We start from the raw sequence: 25,761 nt of genomic DNA, 5'->3' as shown, positions 1-25,761 counted from the left end.
TCCAAGGACAGTCACCACCATAGTCAGGCGAGCATCATTTTTGAAATTTATTCCTGTGATGCACAGCATTCAGCAGATGGATTTCACTCAGGCAGCTGAGTGACGCACCACTCTCGCACTGCGCTGTAGGGGTAATCCTCCAAGGTCGCGAAGCCGGAAATGCTCCGTGCCTTGAGCTTGGTGAACAACGGCACGCTCAGGCCGCACAGAAAACGTGCCAGCCGTTCCGCTCCAGGCACCTCGCCCGTGTGCTGCTGGTGCCTGTGGATAAAATTGCCGCACAGCTCGGCAAAATTTTTATCCACAAGTGCGGGCAAGGCCGGCGGTGTCGGCAAGCACGCGACTCGTCCCTGGCAAACCGAACAATGCCCACATTGTTGCGGCGCCTGCTGGTCGCCAAAGTACTGCGCCAGGCGATACCCCAGGCACTGCTCACTGGCGAACAACTCGAGCATCCCGTGGATCCGGGCAATCTCGCTGCCCTCATGGCGCGCGAAATAGGCATGCAACTCAGTGCCCAGGGCAGCCGGATCGAAATTGTCCTGCAACAGGCTGTAGACCTCGGTCATCTGCTTGCTTTCCACTTCTACCCAGCCTTTTTCCTGGAGATAGTCCAGCGCCTTGACCACCCGTTGGCGCGGTGCCTGGTGCTGCTGGTAGAGCGCATCGAAATTCACGGTGGCCCAGGTCCGGGCACGGCTCGAGGTCTGGATGATGGCATCGACGAAATCACGCCTCTCCCCTTCGAAACGCTCCAGCAAGGTCGAGGGCTCAAGCAACAGCTTGAAGCGGTACTCGGCGAAATAGGCATAGCGCGGGGCAATCAGGCCACGCAGCTCCAATTGCACCAGCAAGGTCTTGAGCGGCAATTGGCGGATATTGCTCTGGTCGGCCAGTGGTCCCAGCATGAACTCCCACTGCCCTTGCGGTGCACAGGCCTGCAAATCGTCCAGCACGTAGCGGATTCCGCTCAACTCGGGAGTATCCCCGTAGACGAAGTTCTCCAAGACGTTGAGGCTGTCGCGGTTGGCCAGCACCAGGCAGTCGGAGGGCTGGCCATCGCGCCCGGCACGCCCGATTTCCTGGCTGTAGTTCTCGATGGACTTGGGCAGGTCGAAGTGCACCACATTGCGAATATCGCTCTTGTCGATACCCATGCCGAAGGCAATGGTGGCAACGATGCACTGGCTGTTCCCTGCCATGAAGCGCCGCTGGATCGACTCGCGCTCCTCGTGTGGCAAACCGGCGTGGTAAGCCTGGGCGGCAATCCCCTGCTGGCCCAGGTACTCGGCGATCTGCTCGGCAGTCTTCTGCAAGGTCACGTAGACGATGCTCGGTTGCCCGGCCCGTTCACCCAGCCACTGCACCAGGCGCTTGCGCTTGTCGGCACCCCGTACCGGCTCCACCAGCAGGTTGAGGTTGGGCCGGTAGAAACCGGTAGTGACCACATCGCCCGCAGCGATGGCGAAACGCGCCTGCATGTCGGCGATCACCTTCGGGGTCGCCGTGGCCGTCAACAGCAGGGCCTGGGGAATCTTGAACTGGCGCTGGTAGTCCGGCAGTTTCAGGTAGTCCGGCCGAAAGTTGTGGCCCCATTCGGAAATGCAGTGCGCTTCGTCCACCACCAGCAGGGAGATGGGCACCTGCTGCAAAAAGTTGCGGAAACGTTCGTTCTTCAGGCGCTCGACCGAGATCATCAGGATCTTCAGCTCCCCGGAACGGGCCCGGGCCATCACTTCGTTGGCCTCCTCCCGCCCCTGGGCCGAATCGATGCTCGCAGCGGCGATGCCATGCCCCTGAAGAAACGCCAGTTGGTCCTGCATCAGCGCCAACAGCGGCGATACCACCAGGGTCAGGTGCGGCAACAGCAGTGCGGGCAGTTGGTAGCACAGGGACTTGCCGGAGCCGGTGGGGAAGATCGCCGCCGCCGAGCGCCCAGCCAGGACCGCGCTGACCGTGGCCTCCTGGCCCGGGCGAAACTGTGGATAACCGAAGACCTGTTCAAGGGTACTGTGCATGAGGGTCACTCCTTTGACCGCTGACCGTTCCCTGAAGACTAGCGGGACGGGACAGCGGGTCGAGAAAAGGCCTTGGGAAAAGGGCTACCGGATGCTACCGGACAACGGGGCCGGCGCGTGGATGAAGGCACGCGGGCCTAGCGCAGGGTTCGGCAATCGAGCCATTGCACGCCGTTGTGCTGGTTATCCCGGATCAACGTCGGCACGGCCTGGGCCGCCTTGGGGTGGACGTCATGGAACAGGACGATCCCGCGCCGCCACAACAGCATCAGCGTTTGCACCCGCTGGGTCGTTGCCTCGGCGTCGAGCTTCTTGCTCCAGTCCTGGGAGTCGATGTTCCACAGCATCAGTTGCAGGCCATTGGCCTTGAAGAATCCGGCACTGTCACTGCGACGCTGTCCGTAGGGCGGTCGAAACAGCGGTAGGTAATCGCCCTCCAGGGTACGACTGGCCAGGTTGGCGCTGTCGAGCACGGACTTTTGCCAGGCGCCCCAGGAGGAATGGGACTTGTGCTCCCACCCATGTATCCCTACGCACTGGCCATCATAGGTCTCGCGCAATTGTCCCGGCGAAGAACGATTCAGGCGCGACTGCAGCGACTCTCCCAGGACAAAGAACAGGCCATGCACCTCATGGGCACGCAACAGCTCGGCCAACGCCTCGGTGTAGCCACCCTTCAGGCTCGGGCCGTCATCGAACGTCAGCAGGAACTGTCGATCCGCCAGCTCGTCGCCCAGCTTTTCCGCTGGGTCCATCCGCAGGATCTCGCTGCTGACCGTGGGGAACAGCGCGGCCAGGCGCAATTGTTCATCCAGGTATTGCAGGTGGAAGCGCTTGCTGGCCTCGGCCCAGGCACCGTAGGTGGCTTTGCTGGCACCGGTGAAGCCGGCTATCAGCTGGCGCAACTCCCCAAGGTTGCGTACTGGCTGGCAAAAGGGGGCGGCATCGCAATCCTGGCTGGCCCGTTGGTAATTCTCCAGGAGCCGCGCCCAGAACTGCTCGCGCACGGTGTTGAGTGACTTGAGATCCAGCTGGCGCACGCCGAGGCGCTGTTTCAAGGCCTTCTCGTCCAGGGCCTCGCTGGCCAGCAAAGCCTTGCCGAACATCAGGATCTCGCCCCGTGACGCTGTATCGAAATCAGCCGCGCTGTCCAAAGGATTCGGCCAACCACTGCGGTCGATGGTCGCGAAGACTAGCGGCCCGGCCGCCTGAACCACACTGCTGGACAAGCACAGCGCCAGCAACCAGGGGAAAACACGAATCCGCATATCAACCTCCATAAATGCACAACGCGCCGCTGCCGGCGCGTTGTGGAAAACTACTGCGGCCGGCTCAACGGCCCTGCAACCGCTCTATCGCCTTGTCATACACCGGATTGGCCTTTTGCTCACGGGCCTTGCGGTAATGCTCCAGGGCCGTAGCGAATTGCCCGGCGTCCTCGTAGATACGCCCCATGTCGTAATAGGCACTGGCACGTATGGTCGGTGCCGAAGCACCACTGGCCAGGGCAATGGCCTGGCGATCGGCAACCACGGCCTCGTCCGCACGCCTGTTCTTGCGATAGGTCAGCGCAAGATTGCTGTAGGCCTGGGCATAACCAGGGTCCAGCGCGATGGCGTCGCTGTAGAAAATGCTCGCTCCACCGAAGTCCCCCCTGCGGTAGTACTCCTCGCCCTTCTGGTTGAGGCTCTTGGCATCCACCGGCCCCAGATCCTTGCCCGCGACCTCGTCGATGGACTTGGTGTTTTCCAGCAATGGATCGAGATCGCTCATGGCCGACTCCGGCTCATGATTGCCTTGCAACACTCGATCGATGTCCTGCAATCGGCCATCGGCGGTCAGGCGAAACACCACCCACAAATTGCCCTGGCGATTCTTCGGCACCCGGTAGCTGCGAATCAGCGACGAGCCTTTATAGACATCGACCCGCGCCTGGCTGCGCCCCAGGTGCAACGACTCAGGGTTGTTGCCATTCGTGAAGTCGTGGACGGCAAAGACATAGGCGTCGCCAGGCACTCGCTCATCGATGGTAATGGTTTCCGGGGCTTGGCTATCGGCGCTGTCTGCCTCCAGGCGGGCACCTGGTCCCTTGCCAGTGGCGAAGTACAACAATTTGTGGGGATAGCTCAGGTGTGCATCCAGGTCCTGCCCCGGCGCACTCCAGCTCAACACCATGCGCAGGCTCTCGGGGTTTGGCAGGATCGGGCTCAAGGCATAGAGCTGTCCCTGGCAGGGGCATTGGCTACGCAGGTCGGCGTAACCCGGCTTGCGGACCAGCAATTCACTGGCCGCACTGTCGGCGACCTCAGTGGCCAGGCTCACTCGCCCCTGGGCATCGGTATGACCCGTGACGCGACTCGTCCCCTGCTGCAACTGCACCTGGGCATCAGCCAGCACCGCGCCCTTGCCCACGGCATCCACTACCTGGATCGACAACGCCTGAGCCTGCACAGGGCTCATCGCCAACCCCAGCCACACCATCGCCAGCAGGCGAAAAAAAGCCATAACCAAATCCCTGTAAACGAAGATTGTCCCAGCCCTTCGGCCCGCGGCGAACCATACACAGTTTTATCCGCCAATGCTTGGCCCCAAGCTCAGCAATGCCATGCGCGACCGTCATCCACGGCCAGGTCGCACTGCATTCGGGACTTGAAAAACAACCACCGAATCACCGTACACTCCTCCTCCCCAAGAGCCGCAGGCGAATCACCAGCATGTACCTGGCCCCCGGATTTCCCGATGACGCGAGCATGCGCCAGCTGATGCAATTGCTGCATGAGGAAATCGGCCTGCCCGAGCGCAAGACCCTGCGTCTTGAGACCGCCATCAACCTCGACCTGGGTTGCGACGGTAGCGATGCCCGGCACTTGCTGCAGGCCCTCGAGGAACGGTTCGAGCTGGATCTTGCCGACTTCGACAGCTACCGCTACTTCCAGCCCGAAGGCTTCGACCCGTCGCTCAAGCGCCGTGCAAAAGGCCGTGGCACCAAGCTGCCACTGACCATCGGCATGCTCTACCAGGCGATCAGGCTCCGTCGCTGGGATACCCAGGAGCTGGAAAACCTCTAGAACCTACAACAATAAACAAGGAAGAAACCGTGGATGTACTGATGGGGCTGCTTGCCGCCGTGCTCTGGGGTGGTACCGATTTTCTCGTGGGCTTGAATGTCCGCGCCGTAGGCGCCAAGCGCGCAGTGTTCTTCAGCCAGACGCTGGGCGTCGTCCTGATGAGCCTGCTGCTGGCGGTCTTCCCTGCCTTCCTGCTCAAGGCGTTGGCCGCACCGCTGGATGTCTGGCTGATGGGGGTGCTAGCCGCCTGCTTCACCCTCTCTGGCGCCCTGGCCCTGGGCAAGGCTTTCGCCCTGGGCAAGGCTGCCATCATCGCCCCGCTGGTCACCTCCTATGGCGTGGTGACGACCCTGCTGTCCTGGGCCAGCGGCGAACATATCAGCCTGGTCCAACTGCTGTGCATCCTGGTCTGCGTGGTGGGGGTGATTCTCTCCAGCATTCACTCGGACCCCAAGCTGCCCCATAGCACGGATGCCAGCCGCTCGATCGTCTATGCCCTGCTGTCGGCCTGCCTGTACGGCACCAGTTTCTGGCTGCAAGGCCGCTACACACTGCCGCAACTGGGCCCGGTCAGCATGCTCTGGTTGGGTTACGTGGTGGGATCGAGCGTATCGCTGCTGATGATGCTCAAGGTCCAGGACGGCTTGAAGCTGCCTCCCCTGAAGAGCTGCGGCACCCTGGCCAGCTCCAGCCTGATGAACCTCGGCGCGTTCTTCGCCTTCTCCTGGGGCGCCATGCACGGCTCGGTATCGGTAGTAACGGTGATCAGCACCTTGTCCGGCGGTATCGCTGCGGTGCTCAGCTACCTGTTCTTCAAGGAACGCCTGTCGAGGGTGCAGGTGATGGGCGTGGCACTGGTACTTCTGGGTGCACTGGCTCTGCATCTGAAGGGCTGAGCCGGTGGAGGTGGAATCGAGGTTTCCATCAGGTTAAATCCAGGACTGGCTGTTGCCACAGGCCATGACAGGACAGTTCGCCAGCCACAAAAAAGCCGCCCCGAAGGGCGGCTTTTTCATGGCAGGTCGAGGCTTACAGCTTCGGACCGGCAGCCTTGATGGCATCGCTCACTTCGAACTTCTTGAAGTTCTCGATGAACAGGCCAGCCAGGCCCTTGGCAGCTTCGTCGTAGGCAGCCTTGTCAGCCCAGGTGTTGCGTGGGTTGAGCAGCTCGGTCTCGACGCCCGGAACGGCCTTCGGCACGTCCAGGTTGATGATGTCCAGGTGCTCGGTCTCGGCACCGACCAGCGCGCCGCTCTGGATCGCGGCGATCACGCCACGGGTGGTCGGGATGCTGAAGCGCTTGCCAACGCCGTAGCCACCGCCGGTCCAGCCAGTGTTGACCAGGTAGACCTTGGAACCGAACGACTTGATGCGCTTGATCAGCAGCTCGGCATAAACGCCGGCCGGACGCGGGAAGAACGGTGCGCCGAAGCAGGTGGAGAAGGTCGACTTGATGCCGCCGCCAGAGCCCATTTCGGTGGAGCCGACCAGCGCGGTGTAGCCGGACAGGAAGTGGTAGGCCGCCTGCTCGTTGTTCAGGATCGACACTGGAGGCAGTACGCCGGTCAGGTCGCAGGTCAGGAAGATGACCGCGTTCGGCTCGCCGCCCAGGTTGTTCTCGGAGACCTTCTCGACGTGCTCCAGCGGGTAGGCGGCACGGCTGTTCTGGGTCAGGCTGCCATCGGCGTAGTCGGCATGCTTGTTGGCGTCCAGGACGACGTTTTCCAGCACTGCACCATGCTTGATGGCTTTCCAGATCACCGGCTCGTTCTTCTCGGACAGGTCGATGCACTTGGCGTAGCAGCCGCCTTCGATGTTGAAGACAACGCCCTCGCCCCAGCCGTGCTCGTCGTCACCGATCAGGTAACGGCTTTCGTCGGCCGACAGGGTGGTCTTGCCAGTACCGGACAGGCCGAAGAACAGGGTCACGTCGCCGTCTTCGCCAATGTTGGCAGCGCAGTGCATCGGCAGCACGTCGGCAGCCGGTAGCAGGAAGTTCTGCACCGAGAACATGGCCTTCTTCATTTCACCGGCGTAGCGCATGCCGGCGATCAGCACCTTCTTCTGGGCGAAGTTGAGGATGACGCAGCCATCGGAGTTGGTGCCGTCACGCTCTGGCACGCACTCGAAGTTAGCAACGTTGAGGATCTGCCACTCACCGCGATCGGCCGGGTTGTACTGGGCCGGGTTGATGAACAGGCAACGACCGAACAGGTTCTGCCATGCAGTCTGGGTGGTCATTTTCACCGGCAGGTAGTGCTCGGCGGCAGCCCCTACGTGAACGTGGGAAACGAAGTGTTCCTGAGCGTTGTTGAACGCCTCGACGCGAGCCCACAGGGCATCGAACTTGTCGGCCGGGAACTTGCGGTTGATCGGGCCCCAGCCAATCTGGTCCTGGGTGGAAGGTTCTTCGACGATGAAACGGTCAGCTGGCGAACGGCCGGTGCGATGACCAGTCTTGACCACCAGCGCGCCGGTATCGGCCAGCTCGCCTTCACCGCGGGACAGCGCTTCTTTTACCAGCTCATCGACGCTCAGGTCGGCGTACACGGTGTTTTTGGCTTGCGTCATGAGGTTCCCCGTCGGCCAATGGCCGAGTGCTCCAAACGTTTTGTAGTAGAAACTCGCGCACTACTACCGCGAAAAAAGTGCGCCGGATTATGCCAGAAAAGCCCAAAAATAGTAGGGTCCTCCCGTCAGCACGGCGTAATTCCGGCGTTCCCCAGGTGATTTACCTGAGCTGAAACGTTTTAGTGACGAGTATCTGACGGTGACTCGACGCCTGCCCCAGCGAACAATTGCGCAATATCAGCAGCATCGAACAGATAACGCTCGTTGCAGAACTGGCAATCGATCTCGATGCTGCCGCCATGCTCCACCACCAGCTTCTGGGCATCCTCCAGCCCCAGGCTGACCAGGGCATTACCCGAGCGCTCCCGCGAGCAGCTGCAGCGAAACCGCAGGGGCTGCACGTCGAACAGGCGCACGGCCTCCTCGTGGTACAGGCGGTGGAGCACGGTTTCGTTGTCCAGGCTCAACAGCTCATCGGCGGTCAAGGTGCTGGCCAGTGCCGTGAGGTGCTGCCAATTGGCTTCGCGCTCTTCAGGGTCACGCAGGCGATCGGCCGGCAGCTGCTGCAGGAGCAGGCCCCGGGCATTGCGACCGTCGGCGTACAACCAGAACCGAGTACCGGTTTGCTGGGACATGACGAAGTAGTTGGTGAAGCATTCCGCCAGGGTGGCCCCATCCAGGTCGACGATCCCCTGGTAGCGCTGGCCTTGCGTCGGGTCCACGGTCAATGCCAGGACACCATTGGGCATCAGGTCGGCCAGTGTCGCGTCCGGGGCGATCTGCGCCGCGTCATAACGAGCCAGGCCGCGGATCTCACGCTCGCTGGAGCACTCGATCATCAGCAGGGGTACCGGACCTTCGGAACGGGCCTGGAGAATCAGCAAGCCGTCGAACTTCAAGGTGCCGACCAGCAACGATGCCGCCGCCATCAGCTCGCCCAACAGTTGCGCCACCGGCTCGGGATAGGGGTGTTTGGCGAGGACTTCAGCGTAACTGCGCTCCAGCGCCACCAGTTCGCCACGGGCATCGCTCTCATCAAAGATGAAGCGTTGGGTGAAGTCGGTATCCGGCAAATCAGTCATAGGTCTGGGTATCTGAATGGTGACAAAAAGGTTACAAGCACCGAAAATTGCATTTTTGCGCACCATTACGGTGCAGTTTTTGCGGTGATTGGAGATATTTTATGAACAATCCGGGTTTGTTCCAAGCAAGGTGGAACCTCGGCAAGCTGGTCCTGTGCAATCTACTCCCTTTGGCCCTGCTGGGTTTCTGGTTATGGCCCACCGGGCAGATGCTCTGTGTAATGTTCGACGAATGGCTGTTCCGCCTCCTCAATACTCCCCTTGCCACCCACTCCACCTGGCTGCACATCTGGGCCGTGGCCAGCCTGCGTCCGTTCGACGTGGTCGTCGGCCTGATCATGCTCGGCCTGCTGATTCGCGGTGACTGGGTATTCAAGGCCGTGGACGTGCGCCGTGCGTTCTTCGGCTTCCTGTCGATCCTGATTCTCATGGTGGTGATTCGCGCGCTGTTTTCCAAGTTGGTGGCAGCCATGAACTGGCAGCACAACAGCCCATCCATGGTGCTGGAGGGAGCCGTGCACATGAGCGACTACTTCCCGACCTGGGAAAAGACCTGGGAACTCAAGGACCGCTCCAGCCAGAGTTTCCCGGGTGACCACGCCTCGGTGTTGTTGATCTGGGGCCTGTTCATGGGAGTCTTCAGCCGCAGCATCACCCAGTTCCTGGTGGTCTGGGGCTTGACCCTGCTGTTCATGCTGCCGCGCCTGGTAGCGGGTGCCCATTGGGGCCAGGACGACTACATCGGGGGCGTCTTGCTCGCCGTACTGGCACTGGGCTGGGGCTACTACACCCCGTATGCGGCGCGGATGTCGAACGTCCTGCTGCGCCTGACCCAACCATTGTTCAACCTGCTGAACCGGATACCGCTGCTGTCGAGCATGAGCGTGGTCCGCGCCAGCAGCCTGCTGCGCTGAGCAGGCCGAACGGGTAACGGCCGCAGAGGACAGCGCGGGCAAGCGGCCGCGCCATGCATCAGTCGTGAGCGCTGCCGTGGAACTTGAACAAGTCCCGGCGCTGTTTCTTGGTTGGCTTGCCATCGGTACTCACACCCAAGGCGCCCGCCTTGCGCTGGGCCGCGGCCGTTTCGCGCTTGGCGATACTGGCCTCGGTCTCGGCATAGAGCGCCTGCGCCTCGGGTGCTCCGCGACGCACGATGGACAAGGCCAGGACTTGTACCGTGCGTTCGTCGAAGCCGGTACGAATCTCGTACTCATCACCGATACGCGGCTCCTTGCCCGGTTTGCAACGCTCGCCACGGTGATGCACCTTGCCACTCTCGATGGCCGCCTTGGCCAAGGCACGGGTCTTGTAGAAGCGTGCTGCCCAGAGCCATTTGTCCAGACGGACCTTATCCTCTTCTTGCTGTTCCTGCTTGTGTGCCACTGGAGTTCCTCTTGGTGAAAAAAATCGCAACGGTACAGCCCGAACGAGGGCTCTCATAAACCTTGCCGCTCACCTAAAATACCTCAGGTTGCCCCTTGGGAACCGGCACCGAGATAACGGTCGCCATTTACCGCCGATTCTGCGTGAATACCGCGAACTCGGCCGATGGCACCGGCTCGGCGCCCGAGGACATGCTGCACGACTGTCACAATCTATGCGGAGTCGGCAGCTAAAGTCATCGCCGAAGATGCCCGCCAGCGCTATCGAGCCGGGCGCTCCCGGCAAGCATGGATTCATCCGGCGCAGTATCGGTACTGCGCCGGAGCTGTTTCAGAACCCTGGCCCAGGTTGCGACCTGGGCCAGTACCGGCCAACTATGGACGTTCCTTATTGAAGACCTTTGACCATTTGACCGTTGTCGGCCTGCGCGAGTGGGTGGCGCTTCCCGATCTGGGAGTCGCCGGACTGCGCGCCAAGATCGACACCGGGGCCAGCACCTCAAGCCTGCATGCCACTGAAATCGAGCCATTCGAGCGCGATGGTGAACAGTGGGTCCGCTTCAATGCCCACCTGGGCAGCGTGGTGCAATTGCGCCATCGACGTTGCGAGGCACCGCTGGTGGCGATGAAGACCATCAAGAGTTCCAACGGCCAGGCCCAGGTCCGCTATGTGATCAGCACCACCCTGGCCCTGGGCGATCACGTATGGCGAGTGGAGTTCACCCTCGCCTGCCGCAAGGCCATGCGCTACCGCCTGCTGCTGGGCTCCAAGGCCCTGATCGACGGCCAACTGGTGGTCAATCCGGGCAACAAATACGTACAAGACAAACCGGTGTTCCCGGTATCCACTACCTCTGCCACAGGTGCTGCATGAAGATCGCTGTGCTGTCGCGTAACCCGCGTCTGTATTCCACTCGCCGCCTGGTCGAAGCCGGCACCGAGCGCGGCCATGAAATGGTAGTGGTCGACACCCTGCGCGCCTACATGAACATCGCCAGCCACAAGCCGCAAATCCACTATCGCGGCAAGCCCCTGGAGGGCTTCGACGCAGTGATCCCGCGGATCGGCGCCTCGGTGACCTTCTATGGCTGCGCGGTCCTGCGCCAGTTCGAGATGATGGGGGTGTTTCCCCTCAACGAGTCGGTGGCCATCGCCCGCTCCCGGGACAAGCTGCGCTCGCTGCAACTGCTGTCGCGGCGTGGCATCGGCCTGCCCGTGACCGGCTTCGCCCACTCCCCGGACGACATTCCCGACCTGATCGAGATGGTCAACGGCGCGCCACTGGTGATCAAGGTGCTGGAAGGCACCCAGGGCATCGGCGTGGTGCTGTGCGAAACCGCCACTGCGGCGGAGTCGGTGATCGAGGCGTTCATGGGCCTGAAGCAGAACATCATGGTCCAGGAGTACATCAAGGAAGCCGGTGGAGCCGACATCCGCTGCTTCGTGGTAGGCGACAAGGTAATCGCCGCGATGAAACGCCAGGCCAAGCCGGGCGAGTTCCGTTCCAACCTCCATCGCGGTGGCAGCGCCAGCCTGATCAAGATCACCCCGGAAGAACGCATGACCGCACTGCGGGCGGCCAAGGTCATGGGCCTAAGCGTGGCCGGGGTGGATATCCTGCGCTCCAATCACGGGCCGCTGGTGATGGAGGTCAACTCCTCCCCAGGCCTGGAAGGCATCGAGACCACCACGGGCAAGAACGTGGCGGGGATCATCATCGAGCACATCGAGAAGAACGGCGGGCCGAACATGACCCGCACCAAGGGCAAAGGCTAAAGACAACTACAAGCGGCGAGCTTCAAGCGGCAAGGTAAGAGCTTGCCGCTTGAAACTGGTCGCTGCTGCTAATCCGCATCACGTGGCAGCAGCAGGCCCAGCGGCAGCCTTACCCGCGCTTCCAACCCGCCGTCCGGGCGGTTGCGCAGCTCGACGTTACCGCCATGCATGGCGGCGATTCGCTTGACGATAGCCAGCCCCAGGCCCGTGCCCTTGCCACCCCGGGCACGGTCGCCACGGGTGAAGGGGTTGAAGATCGCCTCCAACTCCGAAGGGTCGATCCCCGCGCCACGGTCCATCACGCTCAGCACCACATAGGGCGCGCTGACGTCGCCCGACAAGTGGGCGGCGACTTCCACGTCCGTCCCGGCATGGTTCAGGGCGTTGCCGATCAGGTTGTTGAGCAGGCGCTTCATCGATACCCGACGCAGGGGGAACGGCTGGATCGGCTCCAGTCGCAGGCGCACTCGCTCCTGGCTCTGGTTGTAGGGCGCCGCCACTTCCCGCACCAGCTCGTTCAGGTCCACCTCTTCCACCGACTCGTCGCGGCCATCGCGGATGAACGCCAGGAACTGGTCGAGGATGGCGTCCATGTCCTCGATGTCGCGCACCATGTCATCGGTCAGTTCGGTGTGATCGCCCATCAGTTCCAATGACAGGCGCAAGCGGGTCAATGGCGTGCGCAAGTCGTGGGAGACCCCGGCCAGCATCAGCTCGCGCTCGCGACCGGCCTGCTCCACATCCTCGGCCATCTGGTTGAAGGCGCGATACACCTCGGTCATCTCGCTCGGGGTGTCGCTGATGGGCAAGCGCACGCTACGCCCCTGGCCCAGTTGCCGGGCGGCGTAGACCAGGCGCTTGAGCGGCTGATTGAGCTGGCTGACGAAGATCCACGCCGATGCGGTGGACAGCAGGCCGATGGCCAGGAACCAGCCCAGCACGCTCCAGATCTTCTGGCCGCGCAACGGGTGTGGGTACAGCGGCACCTTGAGCCAGCCATCGCCCAGGCTCGGTGCCCGGACCCAGAGTGCCGGCGGAGCGTGCATGCGTAGCCGTACCTCGGTGTCGGCCCCCAGCTCCGCCTGCATCTGCCGCTGGTAGATCTCACTGTACGGCCAATGCTGTTCACCGGCCGGCACGCCGCTGCCGATCACCTTGATCAGGCCAGCGGCTTCAGCGATCTGGTCGCGGTTGGATTCATCCGCGGCCCAGTAGGCACGCAAGGTCAGGGCCACGCCATGGCTGTACTGCCGGTCCACCAGCACGTCCTCGTTCATCAGCAGATAAACCAGAGTCAATGCCTTGGAGAACAGCACCACGATCAGCACCAGCCACAGGGTGCGGGAGAAGAAACTCTGGGGGAACCACAGCGGAGTTTTCATGACAGCCAATACACACTTTGCAGGAGCGAGTCGCGCTCGCAGCGTTGCGGAATGCGAACGCCCGGACCAGGGCCCGGGCGCTCGCTCCTACAAATCACCGATCACTTGGTCGCTGTGCCATCCGGCACGAACACATAACCCACGCCCCAGACGGTCTGGATATAACGTGGCTTGGAAGGATCGGGCTCGATCATCCGGCGCAGGCGGGAGATCTGCACGTCGATGGAGCGCTCCAGGGCGTCCCACTCGCGGCCACGGGCCAGGTTCATCAGCTTGTCGCGGGTCAGCGGCTGGCGGGCATTCATCACCAGCGCCTTGAGTACCGCGAACTCACCGGTGGTGAGCATGTGCACCTCGTCGCCGCGCTTGAGCTCACGGGTAGCCAGGGACAGCTCGTAATCACCGAAGGTCACGCTTTCGTCTTCGCTGCCGGGGGCACCGGGGACAGGGGCCGACTGGCGACGCAGCACGGCCTTGACCCGGGCCATCAGCTCGTCGGGGTTGAACGGCTTGGCCAGGTAGTCGTCGGCGCCCAGTTCCAGGCCCTTGATACGGCTCAGCTCGTCGCCCTTGGCGGTCAGCATGATGATCGGGATCTGGTTGTTCGCGCCGCGCAGGCGGCGGCAGGCGGTGAGGCCATCCTCGCCAGGCAACATCAGGTCCAGGACGACCAGGTTGAACACTTCGCGACCCAGCAGGCGGTCCATTTGCTCGGTGTTCGGGACTGCGCGGGCACGGTAGCCCTTGCTGACGAAGAAACGCTCCAGCAGGCTGCTCAACCCTGGGTCATCGTCAACAATAAGAATTTTTTCGCCTTCAGCAGTTTGTGCAGTGCTGCTCATTGGATGCTCCTCTAATCTCGGTGCGCATTATGGCGTAGCTGCCGTTATACGCACCGTGTGCATTGTTAGCAGATTTTTCCTCTATCGCCAGCAAACCCGCTGTCGGCCTGAGGTCGGCGATCGTCCCGCAGGTGGGTATAATGCGCCGCCTTTTGTGTTGGGCAGTCTCTGATCGGTACCCTGCGTCGGCTTGTTTATTTGCCCCGGCCGGCAGTATTTCCACGATTACAGGGGTCAACAGGCAGCCTTTTGATCCAGGTGGCGGCGCGAACCAAGCCGCTCAACCAGACTCGCCGGGTCTTTTTTCGTTCCCGCGAGCCTGCTTTCACATATTTGTCAGGTGGTTTTATGGACAGCATCAACAGCCGCATTGCCGAGGAACTCGGTGTACGCCCACAACAGGTCGAAGCGGCCGTAGCCCTATTGGATGAAGGCTCCACCGTGCCCTTCATCGCCCGTTACCGTAAAGAAGTCACCGGCAGCCTCGATGACACCCAACTGCGTCATCTGGAAGAGCGCCTGCGCTACCTGCGCGAGCTGGACGATCGCCGCACCAGCATCCTGGCCAGCATCGAGGAGCAGGGCAAACTGACTCCGGAACTGGCCCGCGAGATCAAGCTGGCCGACACCAAGACCCGCCTCGAAGACCTCTACCTGCCGTACAAGCAAAAACGCCGCACCAAGGGCCAGATCGCCCTGGAAGCCGGCCTGGGCGAACTGGCCGACGGCCTGTTCAACGACCCGAGCCTGACTCCGGAAGCCGAAGCCGCGCGCTTCGTCGATGGGGAAAAAGGCGTGGCCGACATCAAGGCCGCCCTGGAAGGCGCCAAGTACATCCTCATGGAGCGCTTTGCCGAAGACGCCAGCCTGCTGGACAAGCTGCGCACCTTCCTCAAGCAGGAAGCCACCCTCAGCGCCCGCGTGGTGGCTGGCAAGGAAGAAGAAGGCGCGAAGTTCCGCGACTACTTCGAACATGACGAACCGCTCAAGAGCATGCCGTCGCACCGCGCCCTGGCGATCTTCCGCGGGCGCAACGAAGGCATCCTCAGCTCCGCGCTGAAGGTCGGCGACGAGCTACCAGGCACCATGCACCCCTGCGAAGGCATGATCGGCCAGCATGTGGGCATCCAGAACCAGAACCGCCCGGCCGACAAGTGGCTCGGCGAAGTGGTGCGCTGGACCTGGAAGGTCAAGCTCTACACCCACCTGGAGACCGACCTCTTGGGCGAGCTGCGCGACGGCGCCGAGACCGAGGCGATCAACGTCTTCGCCCACAACCTGCACGACTTGCTGCTGGCCGCCCCGGCCGGCCCGCGCGCCACCCTGGGCCTGGACCCGGGCCTGCGCACCGGCTGCAAGGTGGCGGTAGTGGATGCCACCGGCAAGCTGCTGGACCACGCCACCGTCTACCCCCACGTACCGCACAACAAGTGGGACCAGACCATCGCCACCCTTGCCGCCCTGTGCGCCAAGCACTCGGTGGACCTGATCGCCATCGGCAACGGCACCGCCAGCCGCGAGACCGACAAGCTGGCCGCCGACCTGATCAAGAAATACCCAGCCATGCGCATGACCAAGGTCATGGTCTCCGAAGCTGGCGCCTCGGTGTACTCGGCCTCGGAGCTGGCGGCCAAGGAGTTCCCGGACCTGGACGTGTCGATCCGTGGCGCGGTGTCCATCGCCCGTCGCCTGCAGGACCCGCTGGCCGAACTGGTGAAGATCGATCCGAAGTCCATCGGTGTCGGCCAGTACCAGCACGACGTGTCGCAGCTGAAACTGGCCCGTGGCCTGGACGCGGTAGTGGAAGACTGCGTGAACGCCGTGGGCGTCGACGTCAACACTGCCTCCGTGGCCCTGCTGGCACGCATCTCCGGTCTCAACGCGACCCTGGCGCAGAACATCGTCAACCACCGCGACGAACACGGGGCCTTCAAGACCCGCGCCGCCCTGAAGAAAGTCGCCCGCCTGGGTGAGAAGACCTTCGAACAGGCCGCCGGCTTCCTGCGCGTGATGAACGGCGACAACCCGCTGGACGCCTCCGCGGTGCACCCGGAAGCCTATCCGCTGGTGCAGCGCATCGCCGCCGATACCGCTCGCGACATCCGCTCGCTGATCGGCGACAGCGGTTTCCTCAAGCGCCTCGATCCATCGAAGTTCACCGACGAGACCTTCGGCCTGCCCACCGTCACCGATATCCTCCTGGAACTGGACAAGCCCGGCCGCGACCCGCGTCCCGAGTTCAAGACCGCCGAGTTCCAGGAAGGCGTCGAAGACCTCAAGGACCTGCAACTGGGGATGATCCTCGAAGGCGTGGTGACCAACGTCACCAACTTCGGTGCCTTCGTCGACATCGGCGTGCACCAGGATGGCCTGGTGCACATCTCGGCGCTGTCGGAGAAGTTCATCAAGGACCCGCGTGAAGCGGTGAAGGCCGGCGACGTGGTCAAGGTCAAGGTCATGGAAGTGGACATCCCACGCAAGCGCGTGGGCCTGTCGATGCGCATGAGCGACACCCCGGGCGAGAAAATCGATGGCGCTCGCGGCGCTCGTCCGGGGGCGGCACCACGCGCCTCCCAGGGCAATGCCCCGCGCAAGGAAACCACCGCTGCGGCGCCGACCAACAACGCCATGGCCTCGCTGTTCGCCAACGCCAAGCAGTTGAAGAAGCGCTGATGGAGATTCCAGCCGGCCTGACCGAGAGCGCCTTCAGCCAACTGCTCGGCTGCCGCCTGCAACGCCTGGAGGTGGGCGAGGCGGACGTGGCCCTGGAGCTGACCCCGCCATTGCGCAATCGCGGGCAGAAGCTCCACGGCGGGGCGATCTTCAGCCTGGTGGACATTGCCATGGGCCTGGCCTGTTCCAGCACCCATGGCTTCGACCAGCAGAGCGCCACCATCGAGTGCAAGATCAACTACATCCGCGCCGTGGCCGAGGGCGAGGTGTTGTGCCGGGCCAAGGTGATCCACCCCGGCCGCCGCACCCTGGTGGTCGAGGCGGATGTGATCCAGGGCGATAAACTGGTCGCAAAAGCACAAGGCACCTTCGCAGTCCTGTAGCTGCCTGTCATCGAATTGGGTTAATTTCGGCGCTGCGAAAGCGGCGTCGGAGTTTCTTGCCCGCGCTAAAGCCAGATTCAGGGATGAAGGATTGGCGTTTTCAAGCGAGTCGGCTTGACTCAAAAACCAGGCGAAAACGCCAGTTTTAACTTCACCCTTGTAGACCGTCCTGCCCACCCCCATATTGGGGCGACTGACGCGTGAAGGAATCCAACTTGAGCGAACTTCTCAACCGCCGCCTGGCCCTGCTCGGCGAGCGCGCTAACCTCTCCCTGCTCGAGCAGTGCCTGCACGGCATCGAACGTGAATGCCTGCGGGTCACCGGCGAAGGCCGCCTGGCCCAGACCCCGCACCCGGAAGAACTGGGTTCCGCGCTGACCAACGAACAGATCACCACCGACTACTCCGAGTCGCTGCTGGAGTTCATCACCCCGGCCCTCAAGGACCCGGCGGATACCCTGGCCAGCCTCGACAAGATCCATCGCTTCGCCTACAGCAAGCTCGGCAACGAGTACCTGTGGAGTCCATCGATGCCGTGCCCGTTGCCGGCCGAGCAAGACATCCCGATCGCCTACTACGGCACCTCCAACATCGGCCAGCTCAAGTATGTGTACCGCAAGGGCCTGGCCCTGCGCTACGGCAAGACCATGCAGTGCATCGCCGGGATCCACTACAACTTCTCCCTGCCGGAACAGCTGTGGCCGCTGCTCAAGCAGGCCGAGGGCTTCACCGGCACCGACCGTGACTACCAGTCCGCGGCCTATATCGCACTGATCCGCAACTTCCGCCGCTACAGCTGGTTGCTGATGTACCTGTTCGGCGCCTCCCCGGCCCTGGACGCCGGCTTCCTGCGTGGCCGCTCGCACCAGCTGGAGCAGTTCGACGCCCAGACCCTGTACCTGCCCTACGCCACCAGCCTGCGCATGAGCGACCTGGGCTACCAGAGCAAGGCCCAGGCTGGGCTGACCCCCTGCTACAACGACCTGAACAGCTACACCGACAGCCTGCGCAAGGCGGTGGCCACACCCTATGCCCCCTACGTGGAAGTCGGCACCCACAAGGACGGCGAGTGGGTCCAGCTCAATACCAACATCCTGCAGATCGAAAACGAGTACTACTCCAACATCCGCCCCAAACGCGTGACCTACACCGGCGAACGGCCGATCCAGGCGCTGATGGCCCGCGGCATCCAGTACGTCGAAGTGCGTTGCCTGGACATCAACCCGTTCATGCCCCTGGGCATCGACGTGCAGGAAGCCCGCTTCCTCGACGCCTTCCTGCTGTATTGCGCACTCAACGACAGCCCGCTGTTCGAGAACAACGAGTGCGGCAACGCCACCTCGAACTTCCTCAGCGTGGTCAAGGAAGGCCGGCGCCCTGGCCTGCAGCTGCAACGCCGCGGGCAAGCGGTGGACATGAAGGAGTGGGCCGCCGAGCTGCTGGAGGGCATCGCCCCGCTGGCCGCCCTGCTCGATCAGAGCCATGGCAGCGATGAGCACAGCAAGGCGCTGGACGCCCAGCTGGCCAAGGTCAAGGACTCGTCCCTGACGCCTTCGGCCCAGGTCCTGGCAACCATGACCGAGCGCAAGGAAAGCTTCAGCCAGTTCTCCCTGCGCCAGAGCCTGGCCCACGCCGAGCATTTCCGCAGCCAGGCCCTGGCCAAGGAAGAACAAGCGGCGTTCGAAGAGACGGCGCGCAAGTCCCTGGAACAGCAGGTCGAGCTGGAACAGAACGAAGTGGGCGATTTCGACGTCTTCGTCGGCGCCTACCAGGCCAGCATCCTGGCTATCAGCAACTGATAGACACACCGCGCTGCCTGAGCTTCGCTCCTACACAGCACCATCGCTGTAGGAGCGAGCGGGCAGCGATGCGACTTGCCCGCGCTTCCCCTCTTCAACTCGTTCTCTCTTTCTAAGCTAATTCTAAAACGTTATTTATTTTATAATTCTTAGATCATTTAGGCTCCTCCCACGCCGATCAACGGCCGCCTATGAGGAGCTTCATCGTGAAACTGCATTTCCCCCTTCGCCTCCTGGCGGCCGCCTCCCTGGCCGCAGCGAGTTTCCTTGCCCAGGCGGCCGATCTCACCGTCGCGTACCAGACCACCGTCGACCCGGCCAAGGTCGCCCAGGCCGACGGCAGCTACGAAAAAGCCACCCAGGCCAGCATCAACTGGCGCAAGTTCGACAACGGCGCCGACGTCATTGCCGCCATCGCCTCCGGTGACGTGCAGATCGGCTACCTGGGCTCCAGCCCACTGACCGCCGCCGTCACTCGCAAGGTGCCGGTGGAAACCTTCCTGATCGCCACCCAGATCGGTGCTGCCGAGGCCCTGGTGGCCCGTGACGGCTCCGGGATCAATACGCCCCAGGACCTGGTGGGCAAGAAGATTGCCGTGCCGTTCGTCTCCACCGGCCACTACAGCCTGCTGGCGGCGCTCAAGCACTGGAACATCGACCCGGCCAAGGTCCAGGTACTCAACCTGGCGCCCCCGGCGATCATCGCCGCCTGGAAGCGCGGTGACATCGACGCCACCTACGTCTGGGACCCGGCCCTGGGCGTGGCCAAGGAAAACGGCAAGGTGCTGATCACCTCGGGCGAGCTGGCCAAATCCGGCGCGCCGACCTTCGACGCCTGGATCGTGCGCAAGGATTTCGCCCAGAAGCACCCGGAAATCGTCAGCGCTTTCGCCAAGGTGACCCTGGATGCCTACGCCGACTACCGCAAGGACCCGCAAGCCTGGCTGGCCAACCCGGGCAACGTCGACAAGCTGGTAAAGCTCTCCGGAGCCAAGGCCGGCGACATTCCCCTGCTGCTGCAAGGCAACGTCTACCCGCTGGCCGCCGACCAGGTCGCCAGCCTCGGCGCGCCGACCACCAAGGCCATCACCGACACCGCGGTATTCCTCAAGGAACAAGGCAAGGTCGAAGCCGTGCTGCCCGACTACGCCCCCTACGTCAGCGCCCGGTTCATCAGTAACTGAGGCTGCGGGTTCGCAAAGGAGACAGCTGTCATGGCTTTGCTACAACTGGAGCGCATCAGCGCACAGTACCCCGGCGCCGCCGAACCGGTGCTGGCCGATATCTCCCTGACCCTGGGGCCACAGCAACTGCTGGTCGCCCTGGGCCCCTCCGGCAGCGGCAAGACTTCGCTGCTCAACCTGATCGCCGGTTTCGTCGCACCCAGCGCCGGGCGCATCAGCCTCGATGGCGTGCCGGTGCAAGGCCCTGGCGCCGAGCGCGGCGTGGTGTTCCAGGACGATGCCCTGCTGCCCTGGCAGGACGTGCTGGCCAACGTCGCCTTCGGCCTGGAGCTGGCTGGTGTGGCCCGCGACAAGCGCGAAGCCCGGGCCCGGGAGATGCTCGCCCTGGTGGACCTGGCCGGTTTCGACAAACGCCGCATCTGGCAGCTCTCCGGGGGCCAGAAGCAACGTGTCGGCCTGGCCCGTGCCCTGGCCGCCGATCCACGGCTGCTGCTGATGGACGAGCCTTTCGGTGCCCTGGACGCCTTCACGCGCGAGCAGATGCAGGAGCTGTTGCTGCAAGTCTGGCGACGCACCGCCAAGCCGGTGTTCCTGATCACCCACGACATCGAGGAAGCGGTGTTTTTGGCCACCGACCTGATTCTCCTGGCGCCCAATCCGGGCCAGATCGTCGAGCGCCTGCACCTGGACTTCGGCCAGCGGTATGCCGCCGGCGAGTCGGCCCGGGCGATCAAGTCCGATCCACGCTTCATCGAAACCCGCGAGCACGTGCTGGCGCGGGTGTTCTCCCAACGCAGCAGCCCGCAGCAGGAGCGCCCATGAGCAGCTACGAGATTCCCGCCACCGCCAGCCACGAGGCCCACTCCAGGCCGTTGCCGGCGCGGCGCACCCTGAGCACCCGCTGGATCAGCGTGCTGACCCTGGTCGGCCTGCTGGCGCTGTGGTGGGCGGTCACCGCCAGCGGCCTGGTGGAACCGCTGTTCCTGCCCTCGCCTGGGGCCGTGGTGCAAAAGGGCTGGTTGCTGGCCACCAGCGGCTACATGGACGCCACCTTGTGGCAGCACCTGGCCGCGAGCCTGCAACGCATCGGCCTGGGCCTTAGCCTTGCGGTGCTGACGGCGATCCCGGTGGGCATCGCCATCGGCGCCAACCGCGTCGCCCGGGGCGTGCTCGACCCTTTGATCGAGTTCTACCGGCCGATCCCGCCTTTGGCCTACCTGCCCTTGATCGTGATCTGGTGCGGCATCGGCGAGCTGTCCAAGGTGCTGCTGATCTACCTGGCGATCTTCGCCCCGATCGCCATCGCCACCGCCACCGGCGTGCGCACCGTCGACCCGGCCAAGCTGCGGGCGGCGCAGTCCCTGGGAGCGACCCGGGTCCAGCTGATCCGCCATGTGATCCTGCCCAGCGCCTTGCCGGACATCCTTACCGGAATCCGCATCGGCCTGGGCGTGGGCTGGTCGACCCTGGTGGCCGCCGAACTGATCGCCGCTACCAGCGGCCTGGGGTTCATGGTGCAGTCCGCCGCGCAGTTCCTGGTCACCGATGTGGTGGTGCTGGGGATCCTGGTGATCGCGGTGATCGCCTTCGCCATGGAGATGGGCTTGCGGGCCCTGCAGCGCAAGCTGGTGCCCTGGCACGGTCAGAGCCACTGAGCAGCCTTGAACGAAGCCAGCAACATTCAGATCGATACCGATAAAACCGAATCCGACCACGCCGACCGTTCGGCGCCGCACACGAGAGCCAGCATGAGCCTGACCATCACCCCCTTGAGTTCCGCCCTCGGCGCGCAGATCGACGGCATCGATATCAGCCAGCCCCTGGACGACAATCAGCGCGACACCATCGAGCGGGCCCTGCTCGAACATCAGGTGCTGTTCTTTCGCAACCAGCCGATCACCCCGCAGCAGCAGGCGCGTTTTGCCGCCAACTTCGGTGACCTGCACATCCACCCGATCTACCCCAACGTACCGGAACAACCGGAAGTGCTGATCCTCGACACCGCCGAGACCGACGTGCGCGACAACGCCATCTGGCACACCGACGTCACCTTCCTGCCGACCCCGGCACTGGGCGCGGTGCTCAGCGCCAAGCTGCTGCCCAAGTTCGGCGGCGACACCCTGTGGGCCAGCGGCATCGCCGCCTACGAGGCCCTGTCGGAACCCATGAAGAACCTGCTGCAGGGCCTGACCGCCACCCACGAGTTCATCAAGTCGTTCCCCCTGGAGCGCTTCGGCAATACCCCCGAAGACCTGGCACGCTGGGAAGAAACCCGGCGCAAGAACCCACCACTGTCGCACCCGGTGATCCGCACCCATCCGGTGAGCGGGCGCAAGTCGCTGTTCGTCAACGATGGCTTCACCACCCGGATCAACGAACTGTCGGACAGCGAGAGCGAGGCCATTCTCAAGCTACTGTTCGCCCACGCCACCCGCCCGGAGTTCACCATTCGCTGGCGCTGGCAGGAAAACGACGTGGCGTTCTGGGACAACCGCGTGACCCAGCACTACGCGGTGGACGACTACCGTCCACAGCGCCGGGTGATGCAGCGCGCGACCATTCTCGGGGATGCGCCGTTCTTCCGCTGAAACGCGGCGGCGCTGACAGATCCCGGCCCCGCTGAACCACGGGGCCGGGTACGGCTCGCTAGTTGGCGCTGGCGGCCGGTTTCTTCTTGCGGTTGCCGATATGGATGGCCTGGCCATTCACCGACAGCGCCGCCTCATGCAGGGCCTCGGACAGGGTCGGATGGGAGAACACCATCATCCCCAGGTCTTCGGCGCTGGTGCCGAACTCCATGCCGATGGCGCCTTCCTGGACCAGCTCCGCGGCGCCTGGCCCGATCACATGCACGCCCAGCACCCGGTCGGTGCCGGCATCGGCGATCACCTTGACCAGCCCGGCCGTGTCGTTGGCCGCCATGGCCCGGCTGCTGGCGGAGAAGGGGAAGGTGCCGATGTTCAGCTCGACGCCCGCAGCCTTGAGCGCCTGTTCGGTCTGGCCGACCCAGGCGATTTCCGGGTGGGTGTAGATCACCGACGGAATCAGCTCGTAGTTGAGCGGGTGCGAATGCCCGGCAAGGCTTTCGGCGACCATCACACCCTCTTCCGAAGCCTTGTGCGCCAGCATCGGCCCGCGCACCACATCACCAATGGCATACACCCCGGGAACGCTGGTCAGGCACTGGCCGTCGACATGGATGAAACCACGCTCGTCCAGTTGCACCCCGCTGTCGGCGGCCAGCAGGTCGGTGGTCAAGGGGCGCCGGCCAACGGCGACGATCAGCCGGTCGAAGGTCTGCTGCTTGTCCTCGCCAGCCTCGGTCAGGCTGACCTTGACGCTATCGCCCTGCACCTCGCAAGCGGTCACCCGGGCGCCGAGGCGGATATCCAGGCCCTGCTTGCCGAGGATCTTCTGCGCTTCCCTGGCGATCTGTGCATCCACCGCCGGCAGGAAGCTGTCGAGGGCTTCGAGCACCGTCACCTCGGCGCCCAGGCGGGCCCACACTGAACCCAGTTCCAGGCCAATGACCCCGGCGCCGATCACACCGAGGCGCTTGGGCACGCAGGTGAATTCCAGGGCGCCGGTGGAGTCGACGATCACCTCGCCGGTCAGGGGCGCCGCCGGGATGTCGATCGGGCGCGAACCAGGGGCCAGGATGACGTGCTCGGCGCTGATGTGCTGGGTGCTGCCGTCGGCGGCAATGACCTTCACTTGCTTGTTGGCCAGCAGCTTGCCGTGGCCTTCCAGCAGCGTCACGCCATTGGCCTTGAACAGCGAGGCGATGCCGCCATTGAAGTTGCGCACCACGTTGTCCTTGCGCGCCAGCATCGCCGCCACGTCGATCTGCGGGTTGCCGATGCCGATGCCGTGCACCTCGAAGCCGTGACGCGCCTCGTAGTAGTGATGGGAGCTGTCGAGCAGCGCCTTGGAGGGAATGCACCCCACGTTCAGGCAGGTACCACCCAGGGCGGTCTTGCCGTCCTTGCCCTTGTAGCGCTCGATACAAGCCGTCTTGAGTCCCAGTTGCGCAGCCCGGATCGCCGCTACGTAGCCGCCGGGACCGGCGCCAATCACGATCACATCGTAGGTTTCACTCATCGCTTGTCATCCTGTGCACACACAAAATCCACCACGGCGTCCAGGGTCGCCCGGTCCTTGAGAATCTTCAGGTGACCAAGCCCCGAGGTCTGCAAGACTTGCCGATGTGCCAGCTCCCGGGCGAAGGACTGCAAGTCGCCTATCGGAACCTCCTGGTCATGCCGGTCGTGGACCAGCAGCACCGGAATCTCCAGTCGGTGGCCATAGCGGCTGACCGCCAGGCTGCCCATGTCCTTGCGGTAGCGCTGTTCGACCAGGCGCTGCATGCGTTGCCTGGCAGCATCGCCAATCCAGAGAAAGGCCGCGAACCGGCGAACGACGTCTTCGATGTCTGCCGGTGCGGCCAGCAATACCGCTCGCTTGAAATCCTTGCCGGCCTCGGTGCTCAAGGCATAGCCGACACCCGCTGCGCCCAGGGAATGCCCGACCACCGTATCGAAGGGGCCCAACCGCTGCTGGACCTGCTCGAGCATGCTGACGAAAGTCGGCAGCGATGCCTGGCGGCCGCCACTGTAGCCATGGCCGATGCAATCGAAGGACAGCACCTCGCACCCCCGCTCCAGCAGCAACGGAACCAGGTGCTGCCATTGGCTGCTGGCGCCACCCCAACCATGGACCAGCACCACTCGCCGCCGGGGTTGCGGCGCCGCCCAGTGGAAGCAGCGCAAGCGGCCCTCGGCAGTCTCCAGGTCCGTTAGCGTGGCCCCGGCCAGGGCCTGCGGGAAATCTCGGCGCAGCCGCTGTGGGGTCGTGAATATCTTCAGCGCCCGTTGTGCCGCATACCGGGGAAACAGACGCGAGCCGAGCCAGAAACTGCAGCGCAGCGCACCCAGGACCATGTGGTAGATGCCCTTGAAAAGCGCTGGCCCGAGACGGCCACGCCGGTTGCCGGCAGCGCTGGGAATTCGCTCCTGGATCGTCATCTGTTGATTTCTCCTGGGTGCACGTAGCCGGTGTCCGACACCGAGCGCAATGGGCTAGATCATCAAGGGCGTCGCTATCCAGCGCGAACCCGGTACAGGCAATTTGCGTGGTCGCCCGCACCAATGCTCGATCAGCGCCCGGGAATGGGCCAGGCCAGCCTGCAATGCCGCCTCATGGGAGGGGTAGTCGTTGCCGTAGGGTGGGCAAACGAAATGCAACGAAAAACTCGGGTGCTGGCCATGCCCAACCAACCGCCCGACATAGCTGAACTTGGGTTCCGAACGCTGCTGGCAGAAGTCCGGCGGCACCGGCTCCTTGATGACCATCACGTAGATGTCATGGTCGTACTGGGTTTCCTGGTACCAATGATCGGGATAATCCATATTCCACCTCCTTGTTGCCCTTATTGAACCTGCCAGGCATCCGGAACCTGGAACAGGGCAGCCAGCCCGAGAACTGTAGATCCCGAGACTTGCTGCCTGAAAACATATATCTGGGTTTTGCAAATACAACTTTCAGCATCACGCGCAGCCGAAAACTCAGAAACCCCTTAAACATTCGACCTCGATCGATTAG

The 25,761-nt window shown here is 63.4% G+C and carries 23 protein-coding genes; 12 read left to right on the top strand and 11 right to left on the bottom strand.

The features are described from left to right. Positions 1–83 precede the first annotated feature (83 nt). The 3 genes from C4K39_RS01470 to C4K39_RS01460 all read right to left on the bottom strand — a co-directional run bounded on the left by C4K39_RS01470 (position 84) and on the right by C4K39_RS01460 (position 4,523). Positions 84–2,018: a RecQ family ATP-dependent DNA helicase gene (locus C4K39_RS01470; RefSeq protein ID WP_124345501.1), complete on the bottom strand. Its 1,935-nt coding sequence runs from the start codon at positions 2,016–2,018 to the stop codon at positions 84–86. A 137-nt stretch (positions 2,019–2,155) separates the two neighbouring features. Then, positions 2,156–3,286: a polysaccharide deacetylase family protein gene (locus C4K39_RS01465; protein WP_124345500.1), complete on the bottom strand. Its 1,131-nt coding sequence runs from the start codon at positions 3,284–3,286 to the stop codon at positions 2,156–2,158. A gap of 64 nt (positions 3,287–3,350) precedes the next feature. Beyond that, entirely contained in the window at positions 3,351–4,523 is a 1,173-nt protein-coding gene (locus C4K39_RS01460; protein ID WP_124345499.1) for a YfaP family protein, read from the bottom strand. Positions 4,524–4,732: 209 nt separating this feature from the next. On the opposite strand from C4K39_RS01460, the gene C4K39_RS01455 reads away from it, so the two are divergent. After that, complete coding sequence (locus tag C4K39_RS01455; RefSeq protein WP_068580187.1) at positions 4,733–5,086, top strand: DUF1493 family protein; 354 nt, start codon at positions 4,733–4,735, stop codon at positions 5,084–5,086. 41 nt (positions 5,087–5,127) lie between these two features. Further along, complete coding sequence (locus C4K39_RS01450) at positions 5,128–5,982, top strand: EamA family transporter (RefSeq protein WP_178083978.1); 855 nt, start codon at positions 5,128–5,130, stop codon at positions 5,980–5,982. Between the two features lie 133 nt (positions 5,983–6,115). Here C4K39_RS01450 and C4K39_RS01445 read toward each other — a convergent pair whose 3' ends face one another. Next, a complete protein-coding gene (locus C4K39_RS01445; protein ID WP_068580183.1) occupies positions 6,116–7,657 on the bottom strand; it encodes a phosphoenolpyruvate carboxykinase in 1,542 nt (513 codons plus the stop codon). A gap of 179 nt (positions 7,658–7,836) precedes the next feature. Beyond that, entirely contained in the window at positions 7,837–8,739 is a 903-nt protein-coding gene (gene hslO, locus C4K39_RS01440; protein ID WP_068580182.1) for an Hsp33 family molecular chaperone HslO, read from the bottom strand. Between the two features lie 101 nt (positions 8,740–8,840). Between hslO and C4K39_RS01435 the strand changes: the two genes are divergently transcribed. After that, positions 8,841–9,653 carry a phosphatase PAP2 family protein gene (locus C4K39_RS01435; RefSeq protein WP_068580180.1) on the top strand — a complete coding sequence of 271 codons (813 nt, stop codon included), beginning with the start codon at positions 8,841–8,843 and terminating at the stop codon, positions 9,651–9,653. A 58-nt stretch (positions 9,654–9,711) separates the two neighbouring features. Here C4K39_RS01435 and C4K39_RS01430 read toward each other — a convergent pair whose 3' ends face one another. After that, positions 9,712–10,122 (bottom strand): RNA-binding S4 domain-containing protein, encoded by a 411-nt coding sequence (locus C4K39_RS01430; RefSeq protein ID WP_068580178.1) that lies wholly within the window; start codon positions 10,120–10,122, stop codon positions 9,712–9,714. 390 nt (positions 10,123–10,512) lie between these two features. Between C4K39_RS01430 and rimB the strand changes: the two genes are divergently transcribed. Both rimB and rimK read left to right on the top strand, forming a co-directional pair. Beyond that, positions 10,513–10,995, top strand: coding sequence for a retropepsin-like aspartic endopeptidase RimB (gene rimB / locus C4K39_RS01425; protein ID WP_068580177.1), 483 nt, complete (start codon positions 10,513–10,515; stop codon positions 10,993–10,995). Beyond that, entirely contained in the window at positions 10,992–11,897 is a 906-nt protein-coding gene (gene rimK, locus C4K39_RS01420; RefSeq protein WP_007931744.1) for a 30S ribosomal protein S6--L-glutamate ligase, read from the top strand. The genes rimB and rimK overlap by 4 nt, the downstream gene beginning before the upstream one ends. A 68-nt stretch (positions 11,898–11,965) precedes the next feature. Here the strand turns inward: rimK and C4K39_RS01415 are convergent, their stop codons facing one another. Further along, complete coding sequence (locus C4K39_RS01415) at positions 11,966–13,279, bottom strand: ATP-binding protein (RefSeq protein WP_068580175.1); 1,314 nt, start codon at positions 13,277–13,279, stop codon at positions 11,966–11,968. A gap of 101 nt (positions 13,280–13,380) precedes the next feature. Then, positions 13,381–14,121, bottom strand: coding sequence for an osmolarity response regulator transcription factor OmpR (gene ompR / locus C4K39_RS01410; protein ID WP_022644207.1), 741 nt, complete (start codon positions 14,119–14,121; stop codon positions 13,381–13,383). A gap of 348 nt (positions 14,122–14,469) precedes the next feature. Between ompR and C4K39_RS01405 the strand changes: the two genes are divergently transcribed. The 7 genes from C4K39_RS01405 to tauD all read left to right on the top strand — a co-directional run bounded on the left by C4K39_RS01405 (position 14,470) and on the right by tauD (position 22,748). Next, positions 14,470–16,794 (top strand): Tex family protein, encoded by a 2,325-nt coding sequence (locus C4K39_RS01405; protein ID WP_124345497.1) that lies wholly within the window; start codon positions 14,470–14,472, stop codon positions 16,792–16,794. Further along, the gene (locus tag C4K39_RS01400; RefSeq protein ID WP_068580171.1) at positions 16,794–17,177 is read left to right on the top strand and encodes a PaaI family thioesterase; all 384 of its coding nucleotides are present in this window, start codon (positions 16,794–16,796) and stop codon (positions 17,175–17,177) included. The genes C4K39_RS01405 and C4K39_RS01400 overlap by 1 nt, the downstream gene beginning before the upstream one ends. 215 nt (positions 17,178–17,392) lie before the next feature. Continuing rightward, positions 17,393–18,976: a glutamate--cysteine ligase gene (gene gshA / locus C4K39_RS01395; RefSeq protein WP_124345496.1), complete on the top strand. Its 1,584-nt coding sequence runs from the start codon at positions 17,393–17,395 to the stop codon at positions 18,974–18,976. 206 nt (positions 18,977–19,182) lie between these two features. Next, entirely contained in the window at positions 19,183–20,160 is a 978-nt protein-coding gene (tauA, locus tag C4K39_RS01390; RefSeq protein ID WP_068580162.1) for a taurine ABC transporter substrate-binding protein, read from the top strand. A 30-nt stretch (positions 20,161–20,190) separates the two neighbouring features. Further along, on the top strand, positions 20,191–20,982 hold the full coding sequence (gene tauB, locus C4K39_RS01385) for a taurine ABC transporter ATP-binding subunit (protein WP_068580161.1): 792 nt from the start codon (positions 20,191–20,193) through the stop codon (positions 20,980–20,982). Continuing rightward, entirely contained in the window at positions 20,979–21,815 is an 837-nt protein-coding gene (gene tauC / locus C4K39_RS01380; RefSeq protein ID WP_124345495.1) for a taurine ABC transporter permease TauC, read from the top strand. The genes tauB and tauC overlap by 4 nt, the downstream gene beginning before the upstream one ends. Before the next feature lie 93 nt (positions 21,816–21,908). Next, positions 21,909–22,748 (top strand): taurine dioxygenase, encoded by an 840-nt coding sequence (tauD, locus tag C4K39_RS01375; protein WP_068580268.1) that lies wholly within the window; start codon positions 21,909–21,911, stop codon positions 22,746–22,748. A gap of 58 nt (positions 22,749–22,806) precedes the next feature. Here the strand turns inward: tauD and lpdA are convergent, their stop codons facing one another. Genes lpdA through C4K39_RS01360 form a run of 3 tightly spaced genes read right to left on the bottom strand, consistent with a single transcriptional unit; the run spans position 22,807 to position 25,568 of the window. Beyond that, positions 22,807–24,261, bottom strand: coding sequence for a dihydrolipoyl dehydrogenase (lpdA, locus tag C4K39_RS01370; protein ID WP_124345494.1), 1,455 nt, complete (start codon positions 24,259–24,261; stop codon positions 22,807–22,809). Then, complete coding sequence (locus tag C4K39_RS01365; RefSeq protein WP_124345493.1) at positions 24,258–25,184, bottom strand: alpha/beta hydrolase; 927 nt, start codon at positions 25,182–25,184, stop codon at positions 24,258–24,260. Before C4K39_RS01365 ends, lpdA begins: the two co-directional genes overlap by 4 nt. Before the next feature lie 54 nt (positions 25,185–25,238). Next, positions 25,239–25,568 carry a hypothetical protein gene (locus C4K39_RS01360; protein WP_068580156.1) on the bottom strand — a complete coding sequence of 110 codons (330 nt, stop codon included), beginning with the start codon at positions 25,566–25,568 and terminating at the stop codon, positions 25,239–25,241. Between the last annotated feature and the right edge of the window lie 193 nt (positions 25,569–25,761).

The organism is Pseudomonas sessilinigenes, assembly GCF_003850565.1.
GTDB lineage: Bacteria > Pseudomonadota > Gammaproteobacteria > Pseudomonadales > Pseudomonadaceae > Aquipseudomonas > Aquipseudomonas sessilinigenes.
The sequence above is the reverse complement of the archived record's forward strand: the minus strand, read 5'-3'. Positions and strand labels throughout refer to the sequence as shown.

Excerpts from the sequence above, each read along its gene's own strand:
- C4K39_RS01360 (WP_068580156.1), bottom strand. The coding sequence starts at position 25,568 with ATGGATTATCCCGATCATTGGTACCAGGAAACCCAGTACGACCATGAC.
- C4K39_RS01465 (WP_124345500.1), bottom strand. The coding sequence starts at position 3,286 with ATGCGGATTCGTGTTTTCCCCTGGTTGCTGGCGCTGTGCTTGTCCAGC.
- hslO (WP_068580182.1), bottom strand. The coding sequence starts at position 8,739 with ATGACTGATTTGCCGGATACCGACTTCACCCAACGCTTCATCTTTGAT.
- C4K39_RS01455 (WP_068580187.1), top strand. The coding sequence starts at position 4,733 with ATGTACCTGGCCCCCGGATTTCCCGATGACGCGAGCATGCGCCAGCTG.
- C4K39_RS01460 (WP_124345499.1), bottom strand. The coding sequence starts at position 4,523 with ATGGCTTTTTTTCGCCTGCTGGCGATGGTGTGGCTGGGGTTGGCGATG.
- C4K39_RS01435 (WP_068580180.1), top strand. The coding sequence starts at position 8,841 with ATGAACAATCCGGGTTTGTTCCAAGCAAGGTGGAACCTCGGCAAGCTG.
- C4K39_RS01445 (WP_068580183.1), bottom strand. The coding sequence starts at position 7,657 with ATGACGCAAGCCAAAAACACCGTGTACGCCGACCTGAGCGTCGATGAG.
- lpdA (WP_124345494.1), bottom strand. The coding sequence starts at position 24,261 with ATGAGTGAAACCTACGATGTGATCGTGATTGGCGCCGGTCCCGGCGGC.
- C4K39_RS01415 (WP_068580175.1), bottom strand. The coding sequence starts at position 13,279 with ATGAAAACTCCGCTGTGGTTCCCCCAGAGTTTCTTCTCCCGCACCCTG.
- C4K39_RS01400 (WP_068580171.1), top strand. The coding sequence starts at position 16,794 with ATGGAGATTCCAGCCGGCCTGACCGAGAGCGCCTTCAGCCAACTGCTC.
- tauD (WP_068580268.1), top strand. The coding sequence starts at position 21,909 with ATGAGCCTGACCATCACCCCCTTGAGTTCCGCCCTCGGCGCGCAGATC.
- C4K39_RS01365 (WP_124345493.1), bottom strand. The coding sequence starts at position 25,184 with ATGACGATCCAGGAGCGAATTCCCAGCGCTGCCGGCAACCGGCGTGGC.
- C4K39_RS01470 (WP_124345501.1), bottom strand. The coding sequence starts at position 2,018 with ATGCACAGTACCCTTGAACAGGTCTTCGGTTATCCACAGTTTCGCCCG.
- ompR (WP_022644207.1), bottom strand. The coding sequence starts at position 14,121 with ATGAGCAGCACTGCACAAACTGCTGAAGGCGAAAAAATTCTTATTGTT.
- rimK (WP_007931744.1), top strand. The coding sequence starts at position 10,992 with ATGAAGATCGCTGTGCTGTCGCGTAACCCGCGTCTGTATTCCACTCGC.
- tauB (WP_068580161.1), top strand. The coding sequence starts at position 20,191 with ATGGCTTTGCTACAACTGGAGCGCATCAGCGCACAGTACCCCGGCGCC.
- C4K39_RS01450 (WP_178083978.1), top strand. The coding sequence starts at position 5,128 with ATGGGGCTGCTTGCCGCCGTGCTCTGGGGTGGTACCGATTTTCTCGTG.
- tauC (WP_124345495.1), top strand. The coding sequence starts at position 20,979 with ATGAGCAGCTACGAGATTCCCGCCACCGCCAGCCACGAGGCCCACTCC.
- C4K39_RS01405 (WP_124345497.1), top strand. The coding sequence starts at position 14,470 with ATGGACAGCATCAACAGCCGCATTGCCGAGGAACTCGGTGTACGCCCA.